Origin of the sequence: Marinobacter subterrani, assembly GCF_001045555.1 — a bacterium.
Classification (GTDB): Bacteria; Pseudomonadota; Gammaproteobacteria; order Pseudomonadales; family Oleiphilaceae; genus Marinobacter; species Marinobacter subterrani.
Window position 1 is genome coordinate 2,432,190 of sequence record NZ_LFBU01000001.1, and the last position, 24,344, is coordinate 2,456,533.

The window sequence follows — 24,344 nt, forward strand, 5'->3', positions numbered from 1 at the left end:
AACATCTGGATTATTGTTGTTAAAACGGCTGTTACAAACTGTACTTCTACATCGCACACAATAGCTCAAAACCGGGGAACTTTCTGACCGGGAAGATCGTGTACCGGAGCAGTTATCAGTATACTTGCACCGCACAACTAAAATACCTGGACAATCGTGGAGAGACACAAGGAATGAAACGCCTGGGAACCCTGGATGCCTCCTGGCTGGCGGTAGAATCAGAAGACACCCCGATGCACGTGGGCAATCTGCAGATTTTTTCGCTGCCTGAGGGCGCCCCTGAAACCTTTCTTCGGGACATGATCACCCGTATGAAAGAAACCGGGGATGTCGCACCCCCTTGGTGCTACAAGCTTGCCTGGTCCGGCCTGCTGGGCCGGGTGCTGGCGCCGGCCTGGAAAACCGATAAGGACATCGACCTGGACTACCACGTCCGCCACTCTGCCCTGCCCCGCCCGGGCGGTGAACGGGAACTGGGCATCCTGGTATCCCGCCTGCACTCCAACCCCCTCGATTTCGCCCGCCCGCTCTGGGAGTGCCATGTCATCGAAGGGCTGGAGAACAACCGCTTTGCCCTGTACACCAAGATGCATCATTCAATGATTGATGGCATCAGCGGTGTGCGCCTGATGCAACGGGTGCTGACCACAGACCCGGACAAAACCGGCATGGCGCCCCCCTGGTCGGTTCGGCCGGAACGCCGGCGCGGCAGCAAAACCGACTCCGAAGCCAGTGTACCCGGAGCTTTTTCACAGGCCATGGATGCCCTGAAGCTGCAGGCGGATATGGCACCGAGGCTGTGGCAGGCCGGCAATCGGCTGGTCCATTCGGTCCGCCATCCAGAGGATGGCCTGACGGCGCCTTTCACCGGGCCGGTGTCGAAGATCAATCACCGGGTCACCGGCCAGCGCCGGTTCGCTACCCAGCATTACCAGCTGGATCGGATCAAGGAGCTCTCCCGGGTTTCCGGCGGCTCCCTGAACGACATCGTGCTGTACCTGTGCGGCACCGCCTTGCGACGTTTTCTGCTTGAGCAGGACGAGCTTCCCGACACACCGCTCACGGCAGGCATACCGGTCAATATCCGGCCCTCCGATGACCAGGGTACCGGCACCCAGATCAGTTTCATGATCGCCTCCCTGGCCACCGACGAAGCGGACCCGCTGACGCGACTTCAGAACATCAAGAGCTCGAGCCGGCGGGCCAAGGAGCATCTGCAGAAGCTGCCCAAGAGCGCACTGACCCAGTACACGATGCTGCTGATGTCACCCTACATCCTCCAACTGATGTCCGGGCTGGGCGGGCGCATGCGCCCGGTGTTCAACGTAACCATCTCCAACGTACCCGGCCCCCAGAGAACGCTCTACTATGAGGGCGCCCGGCTGGAGGCCATGTACCCGGTGTCACTGATTACCCACGGTGGCGCCCTGAACATTACCTGCCTGAGTTACGCCGGCTCCCTGAACTTCGGCTTTACCGGCTGCCGGGACACACTCCCCAGCATGCAGAAGCTGGCGGTGTATACCGGGGAGGCACTGGATGAACTGGAACGTCTGATTTTGCCGCCGCCGGCAAAACCGGAAGCCGCTGAAAAGCCCCCAGCAACCACGAAGCCACGGAAACCACGCAAGAAGCCGGCGCCGAAAAACTGAAGGTGCATGCCCGGGCAGCCGTTCAACCCGGGCTTTTCCAGTTGGCCGCGCCGACAAAAATCAACTGAAGAAAACGAGTGGTCCGCTTCCGGATCTGCTCGATCTGGTAATCATCCTCCGGTGAAACACCCAGCAGATCGGTCAGGCTGAAAGCCACACTCCGGACCGCCAGATCACAGGTCATAACCAGATCCTGGTCGGTCAGGTGCTCCGCCAGTCTCAGTCTGCGCAAGTCGTTGGCCAGCTCACTGGCAAAAAACCGCATCTCGCTGCGTATGCCTTCCTGCACTGCCCGGCTCTCCCCCGTCAGCCCCTGGGCCATGAACAGAAAAAAGCTGCGGTTGGCCTGGGCATGGCTTATAAAAATCGCCACGGATTCTTCAATCAGTTTGTCCGCCTGCAGCACATTGGCCCGGGCCTCTCGCATCATCCGGCGCAACACCAGCCCCAGCTCATCCACCAGCTGCAAGCCCAGATCATCCATATTCCGGAAATGACGATAGAACGAGGTTGGCACCACGCCCGCCTGTCGCGTTACCTCCCGGATGCCCAGACTGGCGAAATGCCGCCCCTTACCCACCAGTGTCAACGCCGCATTCATCAGTTTCTCGCGGGTTTCACCGGGCTTTCTTCGCTGTTTTTCCGCCATTGCCTGCCCGTACTGCCTGCCGTTGATCAATGGTTGACAAGTGTACACATCCGGAAAAATAAAAGTACAGAATCTCTGTCATTTCAGGCCAACGCGCAGTCCCCCATTGCCACCCCCAAAACGCTTGTGTACATTCGTACACATTAGTGTACAACTGTACACGGTAAGAATGACATTTACGGGAGACAACGACCATGTTAGCGAGACAGACCCAGAGCCGGACGCTGCATTGGCTTGGCCGGCAGCTTTTTAACCGGGATGACCCGGCTGCATTCTTCGATCCATTGCTTGAGCGCATCAATCCAATGTGGGTACAGGCGTACACACCGGCTCGGGTGGAGCAGGTCATTGAGGAAACTGCGGATACCCGGACCCTGGTCCTCAGGCCGTCCCGGCGATGGTCAGGCTTCAAGGCCGGACAGCATGTAAACATCTGTGTTGATGTGGGTGGTGTTCGGCGCAACCGGACATTCAGCCTGTCCAGTTCGCCGATCCTCTGGCGGGAACAGGGGCGGGTAACCCTCACCATCAAACGCCTGCCGGGCGGGCGGGTGACCAACTGGATACACGATGAACTCCAGGCCGGCATGGTCATCGGGGTGGGCGAGGCCTTCGGTAACTTCCTGGTTCCCGAGCCCGCCCAGCCGGTTTTGTTCATTGCCGGCGGCAGCGGGATCACCCCGGTGCTGAGCCAGCTTGAAACCATGGCCGCCACCGATTACCGGGCACCGGTCACCCTGCTGTATTTCGTGCGGACAGAAGCCGATGTGATCGCCCGGGAAAAACTCCAGGCCCTGGCCGCACGCTACAGTGCGCTGACCGTGACCATCATTACAACCCATGAGGGCGCATCACCCCGGTATCTGTGCGCTGCGGATTTTGACCGAATACCCGGAATCCGGGCACGGCAGGTCTACCTTTGTGGCCCGAAAGGGTTGATGGACCTGGCCCGGGACCTGCTCCACCAGCGCGACATCGACGACACCGACATCCACAGCACGTTCTTTTCGGTGCCACAGGCAGACCTCGGCAAGGAGGCCCTGGGCGGCCAGGTACGATTTGCCGAAAGCGGCATCGACGTCGGCTCCGAGGGCGATGCCAACCTGCTGGACATCGCCGAAGCCGCCGGCCTGACACCGCAGCATGGCTGCCGGATGGGCATCTGCCATCAGTGCAGCTGCCGAAAAACCTCCGGCACCGTGGTCAATCGCCTGACCGGCCAGGCCTCCGGCCCCGGCGAGGAAACCATCCAGATTTGCATTTCGGTGCCCCGGGGCCCGGTTGCCATCGACCTCTGATCACCGACAACCAATGACATCGCGGGACGCCAAAGCCCCGCAGGGAGCAACACCATGAAACACATGACCGAAGCACAGCTTTCAGAGCTCGAAAAGGAACTTGACGCCATCCGGGATGAGGTGATCGCCGATCTCGGCGAACGGGATGCCCGATACATCCGCCGTATGGTGCGCCTCCACCGGATGCTCGAAGCGGGCGGCCGGGTGATGATGCCGTTCGGCTTCATTCCACCGGTCTTCGTTGCAGCAACCGCAACTCTGGGGGTTGCCAAGATCCTGGAAAACATGGAGATCGGCCACAACGTGATGCACGGCCAGTACGACTGGATGAATGACCCGGCCCTGCACTCGCAGACCTACGAATGGGACACCGTCTGCACCGGTGATTCCTGGCGCCGCACCCATAACTACGAGCACCACACCTACACCAACATCATCGGCAAGGACCGGGACTACGGCTACGCGGTTCTCCGGCTGAATAATGACGAACCCTGGAAGCCCCGGCATTCCCTGCAGTTCATCAACTACCTTCTGCTCAGCGTGTTCTTCCAGTGGGGCGTGGGCCTGCATGAACTGGAAACCGAGAAGCTCCAGCGCCGGGAGATCAGCCTGCGTGACAAGCTGCCGTTTCTGAAAGAGTTCGCCCGCAAGGGGGGCCGACAGGCGTTCAAGGACTATGTGTTCTTCCCGCTGGTTACCTTCCCGGTGGCGCCCATCGTGCTGGCGGGTAATATCGGCGCCAACCTGATCCGCAACCTCTGGTCGTCAACGGTGATTTTCTGTGGTCATTTCACCCAGGACGCCGAGACCTTCAGTGAGCAGGAATGCGAGGGCGAGAGCAAAGGGCACTGGTACCTGCGCCAGCTCACCGGCTCCTCGAATTTTACCGGCGGGCGCTGGCTGCATATCCTGAGTGGGCACCTGAGCTACCAGGTGGAGCACCATGTGTTTCCCGACCTGCCAGCACACCGCTACCCGGAAATCTCCGGGAAGGTACAGGCGGTCTGCCAGAAGCATGGTATCCACTACAACACCGGCAGCTTCGCAAAGCAGTACGGCACCGTTGTGAAGCGGGTACTCCGATATTCCCTGCCGGAGCGGCTCACGGGCACGGTGACTACGGCGTAACTGGCTCGCCGGCTTCAGGGCGCAGGTTTCCGGGGGGATGGACAGTTACCCGGTTCCTGCCAGCCTGCTTGGAGGCATAGAGCGCTCCGTCAGCCGCCGCAATCAGCTCGCCCGGCTCCACGGAACGGCCGCCGGGAGCCATTGCCACGCCGACGCTTACGGTGACAGGAACCGGCCGGCCTTCCCACTCAAACCGCAGGTCACGCTCAACCGTCAAACGAACCGTCTCTGCCAGTGTGCTGGCCCCGATGGCGTCAGTGTAGGGAAGGATAATGGCAAACTCTTCGCCGCCGTAACGCGCAACAATGTCAGTTTCCCGCCGAACGACCGCTGTCAGGGTGTCAGCGAGGCGTTGCAGGCAGGCATCGCCGGCCTGATGCCCGAAATTGTCGTTAAATGATTTGAAGTGATCCACATCGATCATGATCAGAGCCATAGGTCCCTGCCGCCGGCAACGGGCGGATTCTTCTTCCAGTCTGCTATCGAAAAAGCGGCGATTAAACACGCCGGTTAACCCGTCCGTGGAGCTCAGGGCTTCCAACTGCCGGTTGGCTGCCTCCAGCTCGGAGGTTCGCTCAGCCACCCGCGACTCCAGTTTTTCAGTCATTTCCTGCTGCACCTGCTGGTTCTTGAGCGCCATGTGCCGCAAACGATCGGCGAGCGCGATAGACAGAATTATGACCTCGAATGCGGAACCAATCTGAATACCGAACTCGGTGATGAAATTGGCAGGCACCACGGCAAAGGTCTTCAGGGTGTACAGCAGCATACCCGACAGCAGCGCCGTCCAGGCCAACATAAAGTACCTGGCCGGCCGGAAACGGCGATACAGGCAAAGCCCACCAGCCAGAATGACAAACCCCACCGCCACGGCCGCCGCAAACGTGTTCACCCTGATAACCAGGCCGTAGGCCGGCCAGAACAGTGATGCCGCGCCGGTTACCACGAAAAATACCATGAAGGCCAGAAAGACCTTCTCCAGCCTCGGGGCGTTCTCCCGCAATGCCAGAAAGGACCGGGAAAACCCGAGAACGCAACACATGCCGGTGGAGATCAGAAATCCCACGGCGCGGTTGTTCCACCAGGGTGATTCCGGCCAGAGATGCTCAAAGGCCAGGCCGTTCAACGTGAACTGCAGTAACCCGTAAGACAGAATATAGGAGACGTACCACAGATAACTGGTGTCCCGGATAGAGACGAAAATCAGAAAATTGAAAATGGCCATACAGACCAGGAGTCCGTAGTAGAGCCCGAGCAGGAAACGCTCCTGATGATCCGCCGAGCTGAACCTGTCCGAATCCCACAGCAGGGTTCTCATCTGCACTGCGCCCGAAGTCTGTACCCGGAAAAACACATCAACGCTTTGCCCGGAAGACAGTTTCAGGAAGAAATTGATATTGTGATGATCCCTGAAACGCAGCAGGAAGGGAACGGAATCTCCGGCTGTCTGCCTAGCAATACTGCGGTCTGCCTTGACGACAAACATCTCCATTCGATCAATAATCGGGTAGAGACCCTCGATGATCCAACGGTCATTGGGGCTGGACTGATTGGTTACACGGGTATGGAACCAGTAGGTCGAATTGCTGAAGCCGAAGTTGTAGGCTTCCTCCGGCATTCCTTCGGATGCGATCTTCGGCCACCGATCCATAATCTCGGAAATGTTCAGGCGGGAGGAGGAATCTTCGTAGTAGGTTAGATGCCTGGAAATATCAAGGCGCCCGGTGTTTTCATCCAGAACAACGGGGAAACTGTCTGGTATACCGACCGCGGCCGCACCGGTCGAATACAGAGCCAGCACGAAGAAAAAAGCAAAATGAATCACTCCCCGCCGAACCCCCCTTGTTATTGTTTAATGCCTGGGCTCCATACTATCGGACCCGGCGAACCGCGGGCAGTGATATATGTATTTGATTGGTAAGTTTCTGTATCGCCTTCCGGTCAGGCGATCTGCAGAAGCCTCAGCAACTGGGGTCGATGCTGGTCCTGGATGATATCGGCCAGAGTGTATTTATCGAGCACTTCCAGGAAGGCGTTCAGGGCCTCACCGAACATCGACTTCAGGCCACACACGGGGGTGATCTTGCAGGCATTTTTCGAAGAGAAACATTCCACAATGCTCAGATCCTGCTCGGTTTCCCGCACCAGAATTCCGATATTGATATCAGAAGGGGCCATGTGCAGACGCATGCCTCCTTTCTTGCCACGGATGGTCTCGATATAACCCTTCTTGTTGAGCTGGTGTACCACCTTCATAAGGTGGTTCTTGGAAATATCATAGCTGTCGGCAATTTCCTGAATGGTTGCCAGACGATCACCCTGAGCTGCCAGATAAATCAGTACGCGAAGCGAGTAATCCGTGTAACGGGTGATATGCATTCAATACTCCAGTTGTTATCACAATTCAGTCAGTAGGATGGCCGCGTCAGCAGGTAGCAGGCGGTGCCGCACAGAAACACGCCGGAAAGCGCCAGCACCAGCCCGGAAGCCCCCAGCACGACCAGCAACCCCCAGCTCAGTGCCATCATGCCACAGGCCAGAGCCTTGGCCCTGGCGGGAATCGCCCTGCGGGTCCGCCATTGATCGATCGCGGGACCAAACCTGGGGTGGTCATCAAGCCACCGGGCAAATTCGGGCGACCCCTTGCTGGCAAAAAACGCCGCCAGCAGAACAAAAGGCGTTGTTGGCAAAAGTGGCAATGCTATTCCTGCAATTGCCAGTGTTGCGGATATATACGCAAGAATACGAAATCCGGTTTTGCCGAAACGGTCGCCCATCACCGGGGCCTCACTAAGGTTCATAACTACATCTATTCTACCGGGATTCAGTGGACAGGTCTGCCCAGGCGGCTGAGAAATACCAGCCTGGCAATGTACGAAACCTTGATACCTACCGCGAACAGCAGGGTTCCCACGTGGGCGAGAACCTGAACGGCCATGGGAACGTAGTGCGCCAACGGATAGGCCAGCACGATCGACAGTACCAGCCCCAGCAATGACCAGACCATCCCGCTGTTCGCCGCGATTAACCGATTTTCCATTTGAAACCTCCTGAATACATCTTTAATATGTATTTTATAAACTTCTTTTCATGGAATTTCAACTGCCAAAATCTTTAATTATCAATACAAGGGGGGACGTCCGGAACAGGACACCTGGGAAAATAACTAAAACATTTATTTTTTATATACCTAAAGGAGAAGTGCGATGTCACCACAAACCTGGCTTGAAACAGCTTCAGAGGAAGAGCTGATTGAACACATCCTCAACCGCTATCACGACACCCACCGGGAGCAACTGCCCGAAATGATTCGTCTGGCCCAGCGCGTGGAAAGAGTGCACGGAAGTCATCCTGACTGTCCTGCTGGCCTGAGCGCCCACCTTGAGGCCATGCAGGAAGATCTGGAGAACCACATGGCCAAGGAGGAGCAGATACTCTTCCCGATGATTACCCGCGGGATCTCGGGCATGGCACGGGGGCCGATCTCGATTATGCGCAACGAGCATGAAGACCACAGTGCGGCGCTCGCCCGGCTGGGGGTGCTCACCAACAATCTGGCCCTGCCGGAAGAGGCGTGCGGCACCTGGAGGAAACTCTATGAGGACATTGCCGTCTTTCAGGCGGACCTGGCTGCCCATATCGCGCTGGAAAACAGTGTGCTGTTTGCACGGATAGACGGCCTGACGGCCTAGTGTCCCGCCGGGCTGACGTGCTTACCTCCCGTGGGGTATCGGAAAAATTGATCCAATCTGCAATACTTGGCCTATACTCAGTGCAAAAAACAAGCGGTAACAGGATCACCCCGATGCCCCAGAGTAAGCTGACAGACCGTTTTGGCCGAACCGTCAATTATGTGCGGCTGTCCGTCACTGATCGCTGCGACTTTCGCTGCGTGTACTGCATGGCCGAGGACATGACGTTCCTGCCCCGGCAGCAGATTCTCACGCTGGAAGAAATTGCCCGGGTTGCCCGCAATTTTGTCTCCCTGGGTACCGAAAAAATCCGCCTGACCGGCGGTGAGCCTCTGGTGCGCAAGGACATCCTGGAACTGGTCAAGGAAATCGGCACCTACGGGCTGCGTGACTTTGCCATGACCACCAACGGCAGCCAGCTGACCACCATGGCCGAGCCGCTGCGCAAGGCCGGCATGCACCGGCTGAATATCAGCCTCGATTCCCTGGATGTCGAAAAATTCCGCAACATCACCCGCACCGGCAATCTCGGCCAGGTTCTGGATGGCATTGATGCAGCTCGCGAGGCGGGCTTCCGTGGCATCAAGCTCAATACCGTGGTCATGAAAGGCCGCAACGACCAGGAAATCCCGGAGCTGATTGAATTCGCCCGTAAGAAGCAGGTGGACATCAGCTTCATCGAGGAAATGCCCCTGGGCGAGATTTCCGAGCACGACCGGGGGCTGGCCCTGTGTACCAGCGAAGAGGTGCGGGATATCATCCGCCAGCACCACGAACTGGTGCCCGCCACCGAGGATTCCGGCGGCCCTGCGCGCTACTACCGGATGCCGGACAGCAGCACCAAAGTTGGGTTTATCTCGCCGCACTCCCACAATTTCTGCTCGACCTGCAACCGGGTACGGGTCACCGTCGAGGGCCGACTGCTGCTTTGCCTGGGCAATGAGCATTCGGTGGATCTTCGCCGCGTTCTGCGCGGCAATCCGGTGACGGACGACAAATTGCGCCAGACCATTATCAATGCCATGGACCTGAAGCCCGAGCGGCATCATTTCTCGACCAATGGGGATGTGCAGATTCTTCGGTTCATGAATATGACCGGCGGTTGACCCCCAGCCCTTTGACCTTTCCAGCCTATTGAGCGTGGTGCAGGAGCGGGTGTGGCCGCCTTTTCCAAAACACGCTCCTTGCGGCACGTCCATGTGACGCTTGGAAGCAAAGGGGTCAGATGAAAGCTTTCATCTGACCCCATGTTCACATCCCACTCATCTGCCCCATCGGCGCGCCGGCAGTCAGATGATCCAGGGTGATTTCACTGTACTTCAGAACCTTCCCGCCATATTCCTTCATGAACTCTTGGGCAGCACTTTCGGTGGCGAATGAAGCCAGTGTCGGCCCCATGGCGCCTTTTCGATCGGAGCCAACCACATAGAACGCATCCCTGGCGTCGATCAGGGCGGTGTCGTTCGGGTTTTGCCAGTCTGTCTGGGCCATGTCGTGGACGTACAGGGTGTGATTACGGTTGACGTTTTCCGGCTGCAGCAGCCAGGCGAACATGTCCCTGGTGGAACAAAACTTTCGGACCTTCTGGTCTTTTTCAGTGATGGCCTGGCCCTTGGGGCCCGGGAAGCCTTCGATGATCATGCCACAGACGTGGCATTCGTCGCCGCTTTCGAAATGGACCGGATCGGGTCTGGCGGTGGTCTGCTCTTCCTCGCCGGAGCAGGCTGTCAATGTGAAGACGGCCAGGGCGGCAAGGAGCCAGTTCAGTTTGTTTTGTTTCATCAGGGTCAACTCCGGTCAGATACGGCGGTTTCGGAAAAGTAACAGGGCTCCCACCAGCGGGATGACACACCAGAGCACCAGGCCAACCCAGAGGCCGAAGGCACCGATGGGCAGGTCGGCGCCGAGACTGAGGACGCCGCTGAGTTGCGCTGCGCCATCGAAGGCCACGATGTTGAGCAGACGGTAGATGTCGGTGGGATTGAGCATCAGCAGCCAGGGCAGCAACCCGGCGCTGAACTTGCCCTCGCTCGCCACCAGGGTGCCGAGCAGCAACAGATCAAAAATGAGCACGAAGAAGAACCAGATCGCCAGGGCCAGACCGGCGGCGATGGGCTTCTCACTGACCCGGACGCTGACCATGTAGGCCAGCGCAATAAAGCCCCAGCCCAGCAGCACCGTGGAGACAATAAAGCGGGCCATGGCAACGGCCAGGCTGGCAATGGCCACATCCTCCACCAGCATCGCGATCGCAACACCGGCAACGCCAAAACCGATCAGCGTGGCCAGCGCCAGAGTCAGGCCGTGGCCGAGGAACTTGCCCAGCAGCAGTTGGCTGCGGCTGAGCGGGTAGGTCATCAGCAACAGTAGGGTGCCGCCCTCCTCTTCCCCGACAATGGCGTCGTAGGCCAGCAACAACGCGATCAGGGGGATCAGGAAGATGCCCAGGCTGGCGAGGCTGGCAATGGTGGCTGGCGTAGAGGCGTAACCCACCTGACCGGACGCTGCGGCACCGAACCAGGCGATGCCCAGCGCGAGGGTGGCGAACACCAGTGAAATGGCAACCAGCCAGCGGTTGCGCAGGCTGTCGCTTAGTTCCTTACGGGCAATGGTCCAGATGCTGTTCATTGGTTGCCTCCCCGATGGGCCAGGCCACCGGAGCCGATAAAGTGCACGTAAATATCTTCCAGGCTGGGCTGATGAATACTGACATCCGCCACCTCGCCCGATGCCATCACCGCTTTCAGCAAGGCCATTTTCTCCCTGGGTTGAACGTCTACCCTCAGGCGTCCGTTGTCGGTTTTGATCATCGTCCCACTGTTGGTGGTCGCCTTATCGACGACCCTCTCCAGCGCAGAAATACTGTTAGCCGGGTCCAGCGACAGAGTCACCGGCATATTCGCCTGCCGCCTCAGGGCTGCCAGGTCTCCCACCGCCTGCAACGCGCCCTCGGTGAGAATCGCGGCCCGATCGATGTAAGGCTCGACACCGGGCAGAACGTGGGAACACAGCACAATGCCCGCACCTCCGTCCCGCAGGTCCCGGAGCAACCGGTACAGGTCTGCCGTCGCGACCGGATCCAGCCCCACGGTCGGCTCATCCAGCATCAGCAGCTTCGGCCGGCCCAGCAACGCCTGGGCCAGGCCAAGCCGCTGGCGCATACCCTTGGAGTAGGTCCTGGTCCGGGCATCCATGGCATCACCGAGGCCCACCTGCTCAAGCAACCCGGGCACCTGCCGCAGTGCGGCACCCTTCAGCCGCGCAAAATGCCTGAGGATCTCCCGCCCGGTCAGCTGCGGATAGAACATCACGTTCTCCGGCAGGTAACCGATGTGCTGGGTAACCTGAGGATCGCCGGCGTGGCCACCGAGTACCGACACCGTGCCCTGGGTCGGCTGCATCAGCCCCAGAATCAGCTTGATGGACGTGGTCTTGCCAGCCCCGTTATGGCCGAACAGCCCAAGAATCTCACCCGGCTCCAGACGCAGATCAATACCCTGCAGCACCGGGCGCTTGTCGTACCGGTAACTCACATTCTCAAGACGGAAACAGCTCATCGGATCTCCGGTTTCAGATCGGCGGGAATTCGCATCAACGGATAGGAGTCGGCAACCCCGGCGTCCTTCACCACCGGAAAGGCATCCTGCACCCAGCGCAGGGTATCCACCGCCGGGCTGAACATCAGGATCTTCGCCTCCGGATACTTCCAAAGCAGCCGGTCGACATTGTCATTTGGCTCATAGGGAACATCCCCAACCCCGTCCTGGTTCCGGTCCCAGCCCAGGTAGTCACTCCAGTAATTCCCCCGCCCGTCTTCCGACCACTCCTGAGTGCGGGTGGCAACATACTTCACCTGCCGCTGGTTATTCACAAAGGCATTCCCGAATACCTCGTTATCCTCGGAGCCGGCCGTCAGATGAATCCCGATGTTGCTGTCCGCAAACAGATTGCCCTCAAAGACGTTGTACAGCGAGTTATAGATAAACACCGCCTTGCCTTCGGCCCCATCAATCACCACCCCCCCGGTCCGGCCCTGGGACACCCCGGTCACCACATTGCCCCGCAACTCCGACTGGGTAATGAAATTCATCAGAATGCCGTAGTTTTCGTCATTTACCGACCGGTTATTGATCACCCTCAGCCGCTTACTCTGCATCAGCGCATAACCGGTTCGGGTATTACGCGTGACATTGTTCTCGAGCAGATTATCCATCGAATACATGTAATGGATACCGTAGCGCAGATCGGCCATCACATTGCCCCGGATAACGTTGTGATTCGCGGTCTCGATATAGATCCCATCCCGGGTCTGACGGATGTCATTGCCCTCGATCAGCGCCCCGGTGGTATTGTAAAGATGAATGCCGTTACCCCGGTCGTTCGGGCGCATACTGGCATCGCCGCGAATCGTATTGTTGCGCACCGTCACATCCGGCGTGGCATCCAGCCAGACCCCGAACGCCGGCCCCTGCAAACGGTTGTCCGCAACCACCGCCCCCCGGGCCTCCCGGGCGACAAAAATCCCCGCATCCAGCTCATTCAGATTGCTGCCCCAGTTGCGCACGGCACAACCAGAAAAGGTCACCTCCTCGGCAACAATATCCACCGCATTGCCCTGCCCGCCCGGATCAATCACCGTGTCAGGGTGGCAAGACACCGTCACACCGGGCACCCGAATTGCCAGAGACGAAATTTGCTCAGGGGGAAGCTCAAAGGTCGCCCCCGGTTCCAGGGCATCAAGCTGTGCTTGCAGGCCCGCGTTCGCGGTCAGCGATAACAGAGCGACTGACAGGGCCACCCCATAACGCAAAAGTGAATACATCAAGTTCTCTCAAAGAAAGGAAATATCCGAGGCCAGCACCAAGGTGCGGCAAGCCAAGAGGAAGGCCCTTTCCAAAACTGTGCGGAGCCAAGGATGGCGGAGCCCAAGCGTCACATGGATGTGCCGAAGGAGCGTGTTTTGGAAAGGGCCTTCCTCTTGGCTTGCTACTCCAAAGATACAAGGCTGGGGCCCCAGTAACGGAGCCCCCGCCAAGCAAAAGACCTATCAGGCCTTCTCAACAAGCATACGACCCCGCATCTCCATATGCAGCGCATGACAGAACCAGTTGCAGTAGTACCAGTGAACCCCTGGCTGATCCGCCACGAAAGTCACCGAAGACGTCTGCTGCGGACTGATCTCCATGCTCACACCATGGTTCACCATACAGAACCCGTGAGTCACATCCTCAATGGTGTCCAGGTTGGTGATGAACACCGTAACCTCATCGCCCTGCTTCACCTTGAACTCAGTCGTCCCATACATCGGTGCCACCGACGTCATATACACCCGCACCTTGTTACCGTCCCGGATGACCTTGTTGTCGGCTTCCAGAACAATGCCATCCTTCTTGGCCTGCTCCCGGGCAGACGCAAAGAAAGGATCGTCACGAGTATAGATCTTCTGCGTCTTGATCTGATCACGGCGCACCAGGATGCAGTCATGGGGCTCGGCAAACGTCGGGCCATCGTGCACCAGCTTCATTTCCTCGCCGGAAATATCGATCAGCTGGTCATTTTCCGGGTGCAGCGGGCCGACCGGCAGGAAGCGGTCCTTGGAGAACTTCGACAGCACCACCAGCCACTTGCCATCCGCGTCCCGGGACTCGGTCAGCGAGGCGTGGTTGTGGCCCGGCTGGTAATGCACATCCAGTTTCTGGCGGATGTAGTCCACCTTCTCGCCATTGTAGTGCTTGATGGCGTCCGCAATGTTCCACTTGCACACCTGGCTGTCGATAAACAGCGTGGTGTAGGCATTGCCACGCCCGTCATAGGTGGTGTGCAGGGGCCCGAGACCCAGCTCCGGCTCGGCAACCACCACATCGCGCTCATCCTTAAGTTTGCCGGCAAACAGATCATCCAGCTTGTCGATGGCGATCACCGTGCAGGTCGGGGACAACTTGCCGTTGGCAATAAAGTACTTGCCGTCCGGAGAGGTATTCAGACCATGCGGGTTCTTCGGAACCGGAATGTAGCGGGTCAGTTCCGAACCGGCACGACCATCCAGAACCGGCACCTTGGAGTCGCCCAGGGTCTTGAAGTCGCCGTTCTTGACCGCCTGCTCGATGCGCTCGATATTGAACACCACGGCCCAGTCGCGGTCGTTACGCATGGTACCGGCCAGGTCCAGCGCTTTCTCGGAGTTGTAGCAGGTAGAACAGGCGTATTTGCCAGTGTAGTCCGCATCGGTATTGTCCAGGTTACCGTCAACGATGACCTGGAAAGCCACCTCCATGGTCTCCGCGTCCACCGCATTGAACATGGTAAAGCTGTTCTCAAGGCTGGTGTCGCTGCCATCGTTCGGATGCGGGATCACATACTCGGCGTTACAGAAGACGTATTTGGTTTTCGGCACCTTCTGCAGACGCAGGCCATGAATCGCCTGAACATTGGGAATGGTGGTGATCTTGTCGCACTTCATGATGTCCAGCCGGATCCGGGCAACCCGGGTATTGGCCTTGTCGTTGATGAACAGGTATCTGCCATCGTAGCGGCCGTCCGTCATGGAGATGTGCGGGTGGTGGGCATCGCCGTTGGAGAAGCGGCTGCTGTCGCCCAGCACTTGCTTACTCTCGTTGGTGATCCCCCAGCCGGTGGCGGAATCCACGTTGAACACCGGAATCCGCATCAGCTCCCGCATGGAGGGAACGCCCAGTACCCGGACTTCACCGGAATGGCCGCCACTCCAGAAACCGTAGTATTCGTCCAGCTCACCCGGATGCACAACCCAGTTATTGCGGGCATCCTCGGCGGCAGCCGCGAACGCCTCCCTTGACATCACCGCGGCACCAAGGCCGGTAGCCCCGGCAACACCAGCCAGTGCCGCTGCACCCATGAACCGGCGGCGGCTCTGACCACTTTCCGGAAGCTCCGGGGCATCCTTGGTCAGATCATCTCGTTTTTTCATAGCATCCAACTCCGTTATTGGTAATGGCGGTTTTACTTCTCATGCTTTCTTTTTTTGGAACTATTCAAGTGACCTGTACCACGGGGATTTCCTCCGGGTGGCCCGGGGCGTTATGGCCACGGCGCTTGCCGCGACGCTTGACGATCAGCGGCGGGCACTTGTGGTCGTCGAAATAGGTCATCTGGCAATCCAGGCAGTAATGGCACTCCATGTAGTTGATGTGCCCGTCCGGATGGATGGCCTGCACCTCACACTCGTGATCACACAACCGGCAGGGGTTGCCACACTCCTTGCGCCGCTTGAGCCAGTCGAACACCCGCAACTTGCTCGGCAACGCCAGCGCTGCGCCCAGCGGGCAGAGATAGCGGCAGAACACCTTGCGGGTAAACAGATTCACCACCAGCAACGCAACGGCATAGGTAACAAAGGGCCAGCTGCGGTCAAACTTCAGGGTGATTGCTGTTTTGAACGGTTCCACCTCGGCCAGCCGCTCGGCCGTTGCCATGGAGTCCAACGACAACCCGAACAGCACCAGCAGAATGATGTACTTGATGGCCCACAGCCGCTCATGAACGGGAAATGGCACGGTGTACTGGGGCACCTTGAACTTGCGGGCGATTTCATTCAGCAGCTCCTGGAGCGCCCCGAACGGGCACAGCCAGCCGCAATACACCGCCCGGCCCCACAGCAGGATGATGCCGGCGACCACGGCCCAGAGAATGAAAATCACCGGATCGATCAGGAAGGTGTTCCAACTGAAGCCGCTGATCAGGCTGTTAACAAAGGTCAGCACATTCACGATGGAAAGCTGCCCCAGGGCGAACCAGCCGATGAAAAACAGGGTGTAGGTCAGGAAGGCGTGGCGAATCCAGCGCATCATCTTCGGCTTCTTCACCAGCCAGTCCTGGAAAAACAGGATGAACAGCAGCACGCCAATGCCGATGCCCAGCACCACAATCTGGAACTCCCGCTGGTACCACATCTGTACCCACATGGGCTGGTCCGCCAGCATGTCCTCTTCGGTCATCACCGGTTCCGGGCGGGTGTAGTACTGATCCGGCAACTGGTATATCAGGGGGAACACCTGGAACTCGCTATCCAATGGCCCGGTCTGGCGCTTGACGGTAAGCTCCAGCGTCCACTCCGAGCCGGGATCAAATTTATACTGCTGCCGGATTATGAAAATCGCCATCTCATTGAAGTCCGGCATGCCCTCGGCATAGACATCGCTCAGCCGGTAATAATCGAGATCCCGGAAGTTGAAGGTGTCACCGAACTGGCGGATCTGAATGCGGTCGAAAATACCGCCACGGACGTAACCGGAGCCCTTGAAGGAGTAGTCGCCATTGGCCATGACGGCGATGGCGTGTTCGCCCTCCTTCAGCTCGCCGGTCAGCCACTGGAATTGTTTTTGCCCCAGCAGATTGCGGCCGATGGTCGGCACATCCAGGTAGGCGGCATAAAGATCAATCAGGGGCTCGTCACGCTGGTCCTGGGGCGTGGTATCTATGCCTTCCGCATCTGTGCCCTTGAAGGCATCATCCACTTCGCCCCGGGTCAGCTTCAGCCGGCGCACCGAGCCTTCCCCGAGCAGAGTCTGCCAGCTCTTGTCCTGGAAGCTGTCGGTCTGGATGTTGGCCATTGGCGGGCGGGCGTCGCTCAGGCTTTCAACGAGCCCCAACTCTGCGGCAACCCGGTGGGCCGACTTCATGATGACCTCATTCACCACCATCACCGTGACCGTCGCGCCGGACAGACCGTCCACGGCCACCTTGTGTTCCGATGATGTGCCACCAACGGTTACCCGCTGGTCTGCCTTGAGCCCCAGGTACTGATCGGTGAATTCGTGCAGTTTGCGCTCGGGGATGCCAACCAGCAGGATCGGCTCGTGGTGCTCGATAACCCTGGCCCCGACGATTTTCCCTTCGGTACCAAGCACCACCACAATGTTCAGAGGCTTGCCGGAATAGGCCGGTGTCTGGACGAAGTCCAGACTCTGGTAGGCATAGCCCTTCAACTCATCCCCGGCATAGAGTTCCTGGATGGCGCGGTTACTCTCCCTCGGCACCACGGCGGACACCGCCGGAAACGCCTTCTGGATGACCTGCCGGGCAGCGACCGGCTGATACTCGCTGAGCGGCACTGCGTGAAGGGCCCCGGCCATGAGCGACAGAAGAAGCAGGAAAACCAATCGGAAATATGCGGTCACTGAGGGCTCCAAAAGAAAAAACTCTTACTGCCAAGCCTAGGCAAACTTGAGGGAAATCAAATACCCCTTTTTGCATACACCAGGCGGAATTTGGGGATAGGCGCTGTCAGCCCAGGCTGACAGCGTTTCCCTCTGCATCGAGGGGCAAGTAGTTTCCGATATGCCCAAGGCGGATCGACTCCACCATCATGGTCAACGGCTGCTGCGCTTCGTCGGTTGACGGCGCCATGCCGCCCCGGCCGGACATGGCAGCGACAAACACCACATCCCAGTTCTGCCCGGTGGATCGGGATTGCTCGACAAGCCCCCCGAAATCGGGCGCCTCGTCCGGTGTCTTGTCCACGCAGATCACCGGCGTCAGGGCTCCGCCTTCCCCGCGCTCGAAGGCGGCCTGTTCGTCTGCGGACGCCTCGTCGGGCAATTCGGCCCGGCAGAACACGAATAACAGGCGCTGGGCTTCCTGCTGGCTGCGGGACGCCTGAATCAGGTCACTGTAACTGCTGATCATCGGGATAATCCTTGCTGGTAACGGGCCGCGGCAGCTTACGCCTGCCGGGCAATTAACTGGCCGGACAGGGTGAGCCGGCGAACGTCGTCGCAAACCTCTTCCACGGCGTCATCGCCGTAACTCTGTCCGTAATGCTTCTTGAAGCCGAATTCGTAGAGCCGGACATGCTCGTCCGGCTCGACACCGATGTTCTCAAGGCAGGCCCGGGCGCAGTGCAGCGGGCAGCCATCAATCACCGTGATCGGACGACCGGACCGGGCGGTTTTCACCAGCGAAGGCACCTTGCCGCCCACTCCTGAGATACACGACATTTCAAATTCCCCGGCGTGGTCGAGCCGGACTGCGACGTTATTGGCCAACTGCGCAACATCGGAGCAGCCGGAGCATGAGTAGATCAGTGGGCGTTGCTTTCTCGCGGTCACTTTTCCTCCTTTCCAAAGAGCCTGGAGGCTGAACAGGGTTGATCACTGGCTGATTTCGATAAGCCGCTGGGGGTCTGAAATGAACAGCCGGCTGCGGTTGACCCGCACCAGCCCATTGGCTTTCAGATCGGCCAGAATCCGGGAGAAGGTCTCCGGCTGCATGGCCAGCCTGGAGGCCACCAGACACTTGGGCAGTGGCAACTCCACCTCTCCGCCCTCTTCCGTCCCGTTGGGCAGCAGATCAATCAGATAACGGATCAGCCGGTCCCGGGCGTTCTGTACGGTCATGATTTCCAGATCGTGAAACCGGGAAACAGCCCTTTTGGCGTAGTGCCGGAGCGCGGCCTGGGCATACTGTGAATTGCTTTCGATCATGTCCTGATAGGCCTTGACCGGAATCATCAGCACTTCGCTGGATCTCAGGGCTTCCGCGTAGCAGGCATATTGGGGAGGGTCGGCGTAGATCATGACTTCGGCGAAGCAGTCGCCCGGGGCGATGCTGTCCAGGGTACGGTCAATCCCGGAGGAGTCGAGGCGGTACAGACGCAAGCGGCCGGTAATCACGAAGAAGAAATGGTGCGCAGGCATGTCCTGGCGATACAGCAACTGGTGATGCCCCAGACGCAGCCGGCGGGATTGCTGGACCAGGTGCTTCAGGTCTTTGCCATCGAGCTCCGAAAACAGGGGGTGGCTCCGCAGGGTCCTCAGGCCGTCATCATCGTCAAACGGTTTATTGACGGCAACAAGGACGGGTTTGGTGTAGCGGGTTTCAGCCGTTTGTGTGGGCACCATTGATGTATCCCTCTGCATATTCATGCATCCAAAATCATGTTTTAGATACTAGAAGGATACTGGTTGAAAGTCGCTCCCCCCATGGGGGTAGTACGGGGGTTATTCGGGAGTAATTGACCTAACTCAAAGATTATCATTACTAACCAGTTTCGTGGCCGCGAGGTATCAGTTGCTCCGGAATCCCCTGGCCACCAGATACACTTCCCGGGAGCGCGCCCTTGAGGAGTCGGGCTTGCGCACCACCACCTTGTCGAAGCACTCACGCACGGCTTTGACATAGGCGTCGTAACCTTCGCCGTGGAACACCTTGGCGACGAAGCTGCCCTTCGGCTTGAGCACCTGGCAGGCCATGTCCAGGGCCAGCTCCACCAGGTACATGGACGCGGCCTGGTCCGCCACATTCACGCCACTGATGTTCGGTGCCATGTCAGAGATAACCACGTCTGCGCGGGCACCATCCAGGGTGGCCATGATTGCGTCAAACACCGTTTGTTCGGTGAAATCCCCCTGGATGAACTCCACCCCGGCGATGGCGTCCATCGGGAGAATATCCGACGCCACCACACGGCCCTTATGACCCACCAGATTGGCAGCCACCTGGGACCAGCCACCCGGCGCGGAACCCAGATCCACCACCAGCGCCGCGGGTTTGATCAGGCGATCCTTGTCGTTGATTTCCAGAAGTTTGTAACTGGCACGGGAGCGGTAGCCGTCCTGCTGGGCCTGTTTCACAAAGGGATCGTTGACGTGCTCTTCGAGCCAGCGGTTACTGCTTTTGGAACGGGCCATGGGCTGCCTTCTGTTCACTGCGGGGAAGCCCGCATTGTACGCTCCCCCATACGGCACCGCAAAAGCAGCCTGGCGGCCTGACAAGCCCCCTGCACGACAGTACAATGGGCTCACTTTGCCAACCGCAACCTGCCGGGCCATGATCCGGCGGCCAGGAAATCCCATGATCCGCGTTACCGAACTGGCATTACCCCTTGATCACCCGAAGGACGCCCTGCGGGCCGCCATCCTGCAACGCCTGCAGCTCCGTGACGAGGAACTGCTGCACTTCACCGTGTTCAAGCGCAGCTACGACGCCCGCAAGAAAAACAGCGAGATCAAGTTCGTCTACATCATCGACCTGGCCGTGCAGGACGAAGTCGCCGTGCTGGACCGATTTGCCGGCGATGCCCATGTTCGCCCGGCGCCGGATACCACCTACCACCCGGTCGCTGAGGCACCCGCAAACCTGGCCGAACGACCGATTGTGGTCGGGCTCGGGCCTTGCGGGCTGTTTGCCGCCCTGTTGCTGGCCCAGATGGGCTTCCGGCCCATTGTTCTTGAGCGCGGCAAGGATGTCCGCCGCCGCACCAAGGACACCTGGGCCCTGTGGCGCAAAAAGCAGCTGTCCCCGGAATCCAACGTCCAGTTTGGCGAGGGCGGGGCCGGCCTGTTTTCAGACGGCAAGCTCTACAGCCAGATCAAGGATCCGAAGTTCTACGGCCGCAAGGTCATGGCTGAGTTCGTCAGGGCGGGCGCCCCGGAAGAGATTCTTTACGTCAGCAAGCCGCACATCGGCACCTTCCGCCTCACCGGCGTGGTATCCCGGATGCGGGAGGAAATCATCAGTCTGGGGGGCGAAATCCGCTTCGAGCACAAGGTCACCGACCTGCTGGTTGAAGACGGCCAGGTCCGGGGCGTGCAACTGGCCAGTGGCGAGCAACTGATGAGCCGCCATGTGGTGATGGCCCTGGGCCACAGCGCACGGGATACCTTCCGCATGCTGCACGGGCGCGGTGTGTTCGTTGAAGCCAAGCCCTTTGCCATCGGCTTCCGGATCGAGCACCCGCAAAGCCTGATCGACCATGCCCGGCTGGGCAAATACGCCGGCCACCCGGCCCTCGGTGCGGCAGACTACAAGCTGGTGTACCACGCCAGCAACGGCCGCGCGGTGTACAGCTTCTGCATGTGCCCGGGGGGCACCGTGGTGGCCGCCACGTCGGAACCCGGACGGGTCGTAACCAACGGCATGAGCCAGTACTCCCGCAACGAACGTAACGCCAATTCCGGCATCGTCGTCAATATTGATCCGGCAACGGACTTTCCCGGCGACCCACTGGCGGGTGTGGAACTGCAGGAAACGCTGGAAGCCCATGCCTACGTTCTGGGCGGCAGCGACTACTGCGCGCCGGCGCAACTGGTTGGCGACTTTATTGCCGGCAAACCGTCAGAGAACCTTGGCGACGTTATGCCCTCCTACAAGCCTGGCATCCGCCTGGGCGACCTCGCGTCTTCACTGCCGGATTACGCCATCGACGCCATCCGTGAGGCCCTGCCGGCCTTCGGGCGACAGATCCGGGGCTTTGACCGGGCCGATGCGCTGCTGACCGGCATCGAGACCCGCACCTCATCCCCGGTGCGCCTGACCCGCGACCGCGAAAGCCTGCAAAGCCTGAACACCCGAGGCCTGTACCCGGCCGGTGAAGGTGCCGGATACGCCGGCGGCATTCTTTCCGCCGGCGTGGACGGCATCAAGGTCGCCGAGGCGGTCGCCACCGCAATGCTGGCAGACCTTCAGTCAACCGGTGCAAACCGGGGAGCCGAACTGTGAAGCTGGAGGACATCAGGAAGCTGCACCAGAAGAAATACCGCCAGTCCCTCGGGCACTTTCTGGTGGAAGGCGAGCACCTGGTTCTGGAACTGGAAAAAGCGGCAGCAGCCAACCCCCACTGGCGGCAGGCCCGGCTATTGGTCACCAGCACCTATCAGGACTGGCCCAGCCGCTGGCCCCGGCAACTGATCAGCGACCGGCAAATGGCGCAACTGGCGGACACCAAGACCCCGCAAGGCATACTCGCGGTTGTACCCTTGCCAGCGCCGGTGACCAGCCAGCCTGTTGCGGGAGAAAAAACCGTGTACCTGCACGAAGCCCAGGACCCCGGCAACCTTGGCACCATATTGCGGACCCTGGCATGGTTTGGCGGCATGCGCTGCCTGCTCAGCCCCGGCAGCGTTGATCCCTATAATCCGAAAGTGGTGCGCGCCAGCATGGGGGCCATCTTCCATGTGCCGGTGGAGACCGACGTCAGCCTCGATACACTCGCCAGCCGCTACCCGCGCATTGCCTGCCTGGACATCGGCGGCGAAACCATTGCCCGCCCCGGGTTCCGGGACCACGACTGCTACCTGTTCGGCAACGAAGCCCGGGGCGTCCCTGCCGAAGCACTGAGCAGCCTGAGTGCGCGGCGCTTCACCATCCCCGGCGCCGCAGCCATTGAATCCCTGAATCTGGCCTCGGCCGTCAATATGGCGGTGTATGAGCTGAACCGGGGTAGCCCATCTGCTTAAGTCCTTGATCTATTGCATCAGGGGCGAATCCGGTAATTCGAGATCAACACCCTCCACACCGGTTTCCGCCGCCAGCACCTGTAAATACTGGCGGAAGGCTCGTCTGGTCACGCTTTCGCTCAGGTATTGGCGAATCTGCGGCTTTACGTGCTCATAGGGCAGCGATTCGCCGTCGATTCGCTGGTCGACTCGCACGATATGCCAGCCGTACCGGCTCTCGATCAGTTCCGGGTTCAGGCCTTCCTGCAGGCTGAGAACCGGGCGTTCGAATTCTTCCACGGTCTGGCCTTTGCTGATCTGGCCCAGGCTGCCGCCCTGGTGGCGGGATTCGCAGGCAGAGTACTGTTTGGCCAGGTCGGCGAAACGGGCACGGCCATTGAGCAGAGAGGATAGCAACTGTCGGCCGGCCTCTTCCTGGCGCATGCGTTCCTGGGCGTCGTCCGGGGCGGCCGCGAGAAGGATGTGGCTGACCGCCATCAGGGTCGGACTGCGGAAGCGGGCCGGGTTGGCGGCGTAGAAGCGCTCGCAGTCCTGCTCGGTGGGCTCCGGGACGTTGAGTTCCAGTTCCAGCACGCGGGCGATGCGGTCTTCTTCGTCGGCGATGTCGCCCAGCTTGAGGCGGCTGGCCTGCTGCAGGAGCAGTTCGCGGATCACAAGGCTTCTGGCGGCCTCGTGCCAGGCTTCGGCGACTTCTTCAGCGGGGTGGTGCTGCATTTCCCGGGCAATGTCGTCCTCAAAGATGAGGGTGTCCCCCACGTAGACCGGGGGGAACTGGTTTCTGGGCTTTTCGGCTTCGCCAACAGGGATCAGTTGCATGATGGTTACCTTTTGATCTGGTTGTCGGATTACGCTTCGCTAATCCGACCTACGTGTATCCGGGGGCTGTATGGGGCTTTGTCGGATTACGGCTTCGCCTAATCCGACCTACGTTCCTGCTTTCGGGCTCAGGTAGGTCGGATTAGCGTGGCCCCGCCACGCGTAATCCGACACCTTCACTGTCGCCTCAATTCACACCATTACGCCCGCTTGCGTACCACCTGATACTTCCGCCCGAAATACTCCACCGGCACGCTGAGCATGTGCACCAGGCGGGTGAACGGGAACAGCACGAAGATGGTCAGCCCTAGCAGGATATGAATCTTGTAGATCCAGCCCATGCCCAGCAGGTTTTCCGCTGCATCGCCCTGGAAGGTGAAAATCCCCTGCGCCCAGTTTGCCAGGCGCAGCATATTGCCGCCGTCCAGATGGCCCAGGGTTGGCGGGATGGTCAGCAGGCCCAGGGCCACCTGAATCACCAGAACCACAATGATCATGTTGTCGGCGAAGGTACTGCTGGCCTTCACCCGTGGGTCCGTCAGGCGACGGTAGGCGAGCATGCCGCCGCCAACCAGCGTCATCACGCCGGCGATACCGCCAACTACGATGGCCATCACCTGTTTCTGCCCGGCAGAGATCAGCCATTCATACGCCCAGTGGGGCGTCAGCAGGCCAACCAGGTGACCAAACAGAATCACCAGAATACCGACATGAAACAGCACGCTGGCAATGACCATGTTTTTCTTGCGCAGCATCTGGCTGGATTGCGCCCGCCAGGTGAACTGGCCCTGATCATACCGGGCCCAGGTGCCTATAAACAGGACGACCAGCGCGAGGTAGGGATAGATTCCGAATAACAGTGTATTGAGATAGGACATGGCTGTTTCCTCCTGTGC

24 protein-coding genes are annotated in these 24,344 nt (G+C 59.4%); 7 read left to right on the top strand and 17 right to left on the bottom strand.

Annotated elements, in window-relative coordinates; genetic code table 11:
* Positions 1 to 173 precede the first annotated feature (173 nt).
* On the top strand, positions 174 to 1,652 hold the full coding sequence (locus tag msub_RS11375) for a WS/DGAT/MGAT family O-acyltransferase (RefSeq protein ID WP_048496123.1): 1,479 nt from the start codon (positions 174 to 176) through the stop codon (positions 1,650 to 1,652).
* 22 nt (positions 1,653 to 1,674) lie between these two features.
* Here msub_RS11375 and msub_RS11380 read toward each other — a convergent pair whose 3' ends face one another.
* The gene (locus msub_RS11380; protein WP_048496124.1) at positions 1,675 to 2,301 is read right to left on the bottom strand and encodes a TetR family transcriptional regulator; all 627 of its coding nucleotides are present in this window, start codon (positions 2,299 to 2,301) and stop codon (positions 1,675 to 1,677) included.
* 194 nt (positions 2,302 to 2,495) lie between these two features.
* On the opposite strand from msub_RS11380, the gene msub_RS11385 reads away from it, so the two are divergent.
* Positions 2,496 to 3,599: a ferredoxin reductase gene (locus tag msub_RS11385; RefSeq protein WP_048496125.1), complete on the top strand. Its 1,104-nt coding sequence runs from the start codon at positions 2,496 to 2,498 to the stop codon at positions 3,597 to 3,599.
* A 54-nt stretch (positions 3,600 to 3,653) separates the two neighbouring features.
* The gene (locus msub_RS11390; RefSeq protein ID WP_048496126.1) at positions 3,654 to 4,727 is read left to right on the top strand and encodes a fatty acid desaturase family protein; all 1,074 of its coding nucleotides are present in this window, start codon (positions 3,654 to 3,656) and stop codon (positions 4,725 to 4,727) included.
* Here the strand turns inward: msub_RS11390 and msub_RS11395 are convergent.
* The 4 genes from msub_RS11395 to msub_RS11410 all read right to left on the bottom strand — a co-directional run bounded on the left by msub_RS11395 (position 4,717) and on the right by msub_RS11410 (position 7,767).
* Positions 4,717 to 6,552: a sensor domain-containing diguanylate cyclase gene (locus msub_RS11395; RefSeq protein WP_048496127.1), complete on the bottom strand. Its 1,836-nt coding sequence runs from the start codon at positions 6,550 to 6,552 to the stop codon at positions 4,717 to 4,719. The two genes, msub_RS11390 and msub_RS11395, sit on opposite strands and share 11 nt — an antisense overlap.
* 116 nt (positions 6,553 to 6,668) lie before the next feature.
* Positions 6,669 to 7,106, bottom strand: coding sequence for an RrF2 family transcriptional regulator (locus tag msub_RS11400; RefSeq protein WP_048496128.1), 438 nt, complete (start codon positions 7,104 to 7,106; stop codon positions 6,669 to 6,671).
* Positions 7,107 to 7,135: 29 nt separating this feature from the next.
* Entirely contained in the window at positions 7,136 to 7,528 is a 393-nt protein-coding gene (locus msub_RS11405) for a YbaN family protein (protein ID WP_048496129.1), read from the bottom strand.
* Between the two features lie 23 nt (positions 7,529 to 7,551).
* The gene (locus tag msub_RS11410) at positions 7,552 to 7,767 is read right to left on the bottom strand and encodes a hypothetical protein (protein ID WP_048496130.1); all 216 of its coding nucleotides are present in this window, start codon (positions 7,765 to 7,767) and stop codon (positions 7,552 to 7,554) included.
* 166 nt (positions 7,768 to 7,933) lie between these two features.
* On the opposite strand from msub_RS11410, the gene msub_RS11415 reads away from it, so the two are divergent.
* Positions 7,934 to 8,419, top strand: coding sequence for a hemerythrin domain-containing protein (locus msub_RS11415; protein WP_048496131.1), 486 nt, complete (start codon positions 7,934 to 7,936; stop codon positions 8,417 to 8,419).
* A 113-nt stretch (positions 8,420 to 8,532) separates the two neighbouring features.
* Complete coding sequence (moaA, locus tag msub_RS11420) at positions 8,533 to 9,525, top strand: GTP 3',8-cyclase MoaA (protein WP_048496132.1); 993 nt, start codon at positions 8,533 to 8,535, stop codon at positions 9,523 to 9,525.
* Between the two features lie 145 nt (positions 9,526 to 9,670).
* On the opposite strand, the gene msub_RS11425 is transcribed toward moaA, so the two are convergent.
* The 10 genes from msub_RS11425 to rlmE all read right to left on the bottom strand — a co-directional run bounded on the left by msub_RS11425 (position 9,671) and on the right by rlmE (position 20,085).
* A complete protein-coding gene (locus msub_RS11425) occupies positions 9,671 to 10,201 on the bottom strand; it encodes a nitrous oxide reductase accessory protein NosL (RefSeq protein ID WP_048496133.1) in 531 nt (176 codons plus the stop codon).
* A 15-nt stretch (positions 10,202 to 10,216) separates the two neighbouring features.
* Positions 10,217 to 11,047 carry an ABC transporter permease gene (locus msub_RS11430; RefSeq protein ID WP_048496134.1) on the bottom strand — a complete coding sequence of 277 codons (831 nt, stop codon included), beginning with the start codon at positions 11,045 to 11,047 and terminating at the stop codon, positions 10,217 to 10,219.
* Complete coding sequence (locus msub_RS11435) at positions 11,044 to 11,976, bottom strand: ABC transporter ATP-binding protein (protein ID WP_048496135.1); 933 nt, start codon at positions 11,974 to 11,976, stop codon at positions 11,044 to 11,046. Before msub_RS11435 ends, msub_RS11430 begins: the two co-directional genes overlap by 4 nt.
* Positions 11,973 to 13,241, bottom strand: a complete 1,269-nt coding sequence (locus msub_RS11440; protein ID WP_048496136.1) for a nitrous oxide reductase family maturation protein NosD — start codon at positions 13,239 to 13,241, stop codon at positions 11,973 to 11,975. Before msub_RS11440 ends, msub_RS11435 begins: the two co-directional genes overlap by 4 nt.
* Before the next feature lie 225 nt (positions 13,242 to 13,466).
* Positions 13,467 to 15,365, bottom strand: a complete 1,899-nt coding sequence (gene nosZ, locus msub_RS11445) for a TAT-dependent nitrous-oxide reductase (RefSeq protein WP_048496137.1) — start codon at positions 15,363 to 15,365, stop codon at positions 13,467 to 13,469.
* 64 nt (positions 15,366 to 15,429) lie between these two features.
* Positions 15,430 to 17,529, bottom strand: coding sequence for a transcriptional regulator NosR (gene nosR, locus msub_RS11450; RefSeq protein ID WP_048497081.1), 2,100 nt, complete (start codon positions 17,527 to 17,529; stop codon positions 15,430 to 15,432).
* 151 nt (positions 17,530 to 17,680) lie between these two features.
* Positions 17,681 to 18,082, bottom strand: coding sequence for a hypothetical protein (locus tag msub_RS11455; protein ID WP_048496138.1), 402 nt, complete (start codon positions 18,080 to 18,082; stop codon positions 17,681 to 17,683).
* Between the two features lie 35 nt (positions 18,083 to 18,117).
* Complete coding sequence (locus tag msub_RS11460; RefSeq protein WP_048496139.1) at positions 18,118 to 18,504, bottom strand: putative zinc-binding protein; 387 nt, start codon at positions 18,502 to 18,504, stop codon at positions 18,118 to 18,120.
* A 42-nt stretch (positions 18,505 to 18,546) separates the two neighbouring features.
* Positions 18,547 to 19,296 carry a Crp/Fnr family transcriptional regulator gene (locus msub_RS11465; RefSeq protein WP_048496140.1) on the bottom strand — a complete coding sequence of 250 codons (750 nt, stop codon included), beginning with the start codon at positions 19,294 to 19,296 and terminating at the stop codon, positions 18,547 to 18,549.
* Positions 19,297 to 19,461: 165 nt separating this feature from the next.
* Positions 19,462 to 20,085, bottom strand: a complete 624-nt coding sequence (rlmE, locus tag msub_RS11470; protein ID WP_048496141.1) for a 23S rRNA (uridine(2552)-2'-O)-methyltransferase RlmE — start codon at positions 20,083 to 20,085, stop codon at positions 19,462 to 19,464.
* A gap of 163 nt (positions 20,086 to 20,248) precedes the next feature.
* Between rlmE and msub_RS11475 the strand changes: the two genes are divergently transcribed.
* A complete protein-coding gene (locus msub_RS11475) occupies positions 20,249 to 21,895 on the top strand; it encodes an NAD(P)/FAD-dependent oxidoreductase (RefSeq protein WP_048496142.1) in 1,647 nt (548 codons plus the stop codon).
* Positions 21,892 to 22,632 carry a TrmH family RNA methyltransferase gene (locus msub_RS11480; RefSeq protein ID WP_048496143.1) on the top strand — a complete coding sequence of 247 codons (741 nt, stop codon included), beginning with the start codon at positions 21,892 to 21,894 and terminating at the stop codon, positions 22,630 to 22,632. The genes msub_RS11475 and msub_RS11480 overlap by 4 nt, the downstream gene beginning before the upstream one ends.
* A 9-nt stretch (positions 22,633 to 22,641) precedes the next feature.
* Here msub_RS11480 and msub_RS11485 read toward each other — a convergent pair whose 3' ends face one another.
* Together msub_RS11485 and narI are read right to left on the bottom strand one after the other, a co-directional pair.
* Positions 22,642 to 23,448: a peptidylprolyl isomerase gene (locus msub_RS11485; RefSeq protein WP_048496144.1), complete on the bottom strand. Its 807-nt coding sequence runs from the start codon at positions 23,446 to 23,448 to the stop codon at positions 22,642 to 22,644.
* A 200-nt stretch (positions 23,449 to 23,648) separates the two neighbouring features.
* Positions 23,649 to 24,326: a respiratory nitrate reductase subunit gamma gene (gene narI, locus msub_RS11490; RefSeq protein WP_048496145.1), complete on the bottom strand. Its 678-nt coding sequence runs from the start codon at positions 24,324 to 24,326 to the stop codon at positions 23,649 to 23,651.
* Positions 24,327 to 24,344 lie beyond the last annotated feature (18 nt).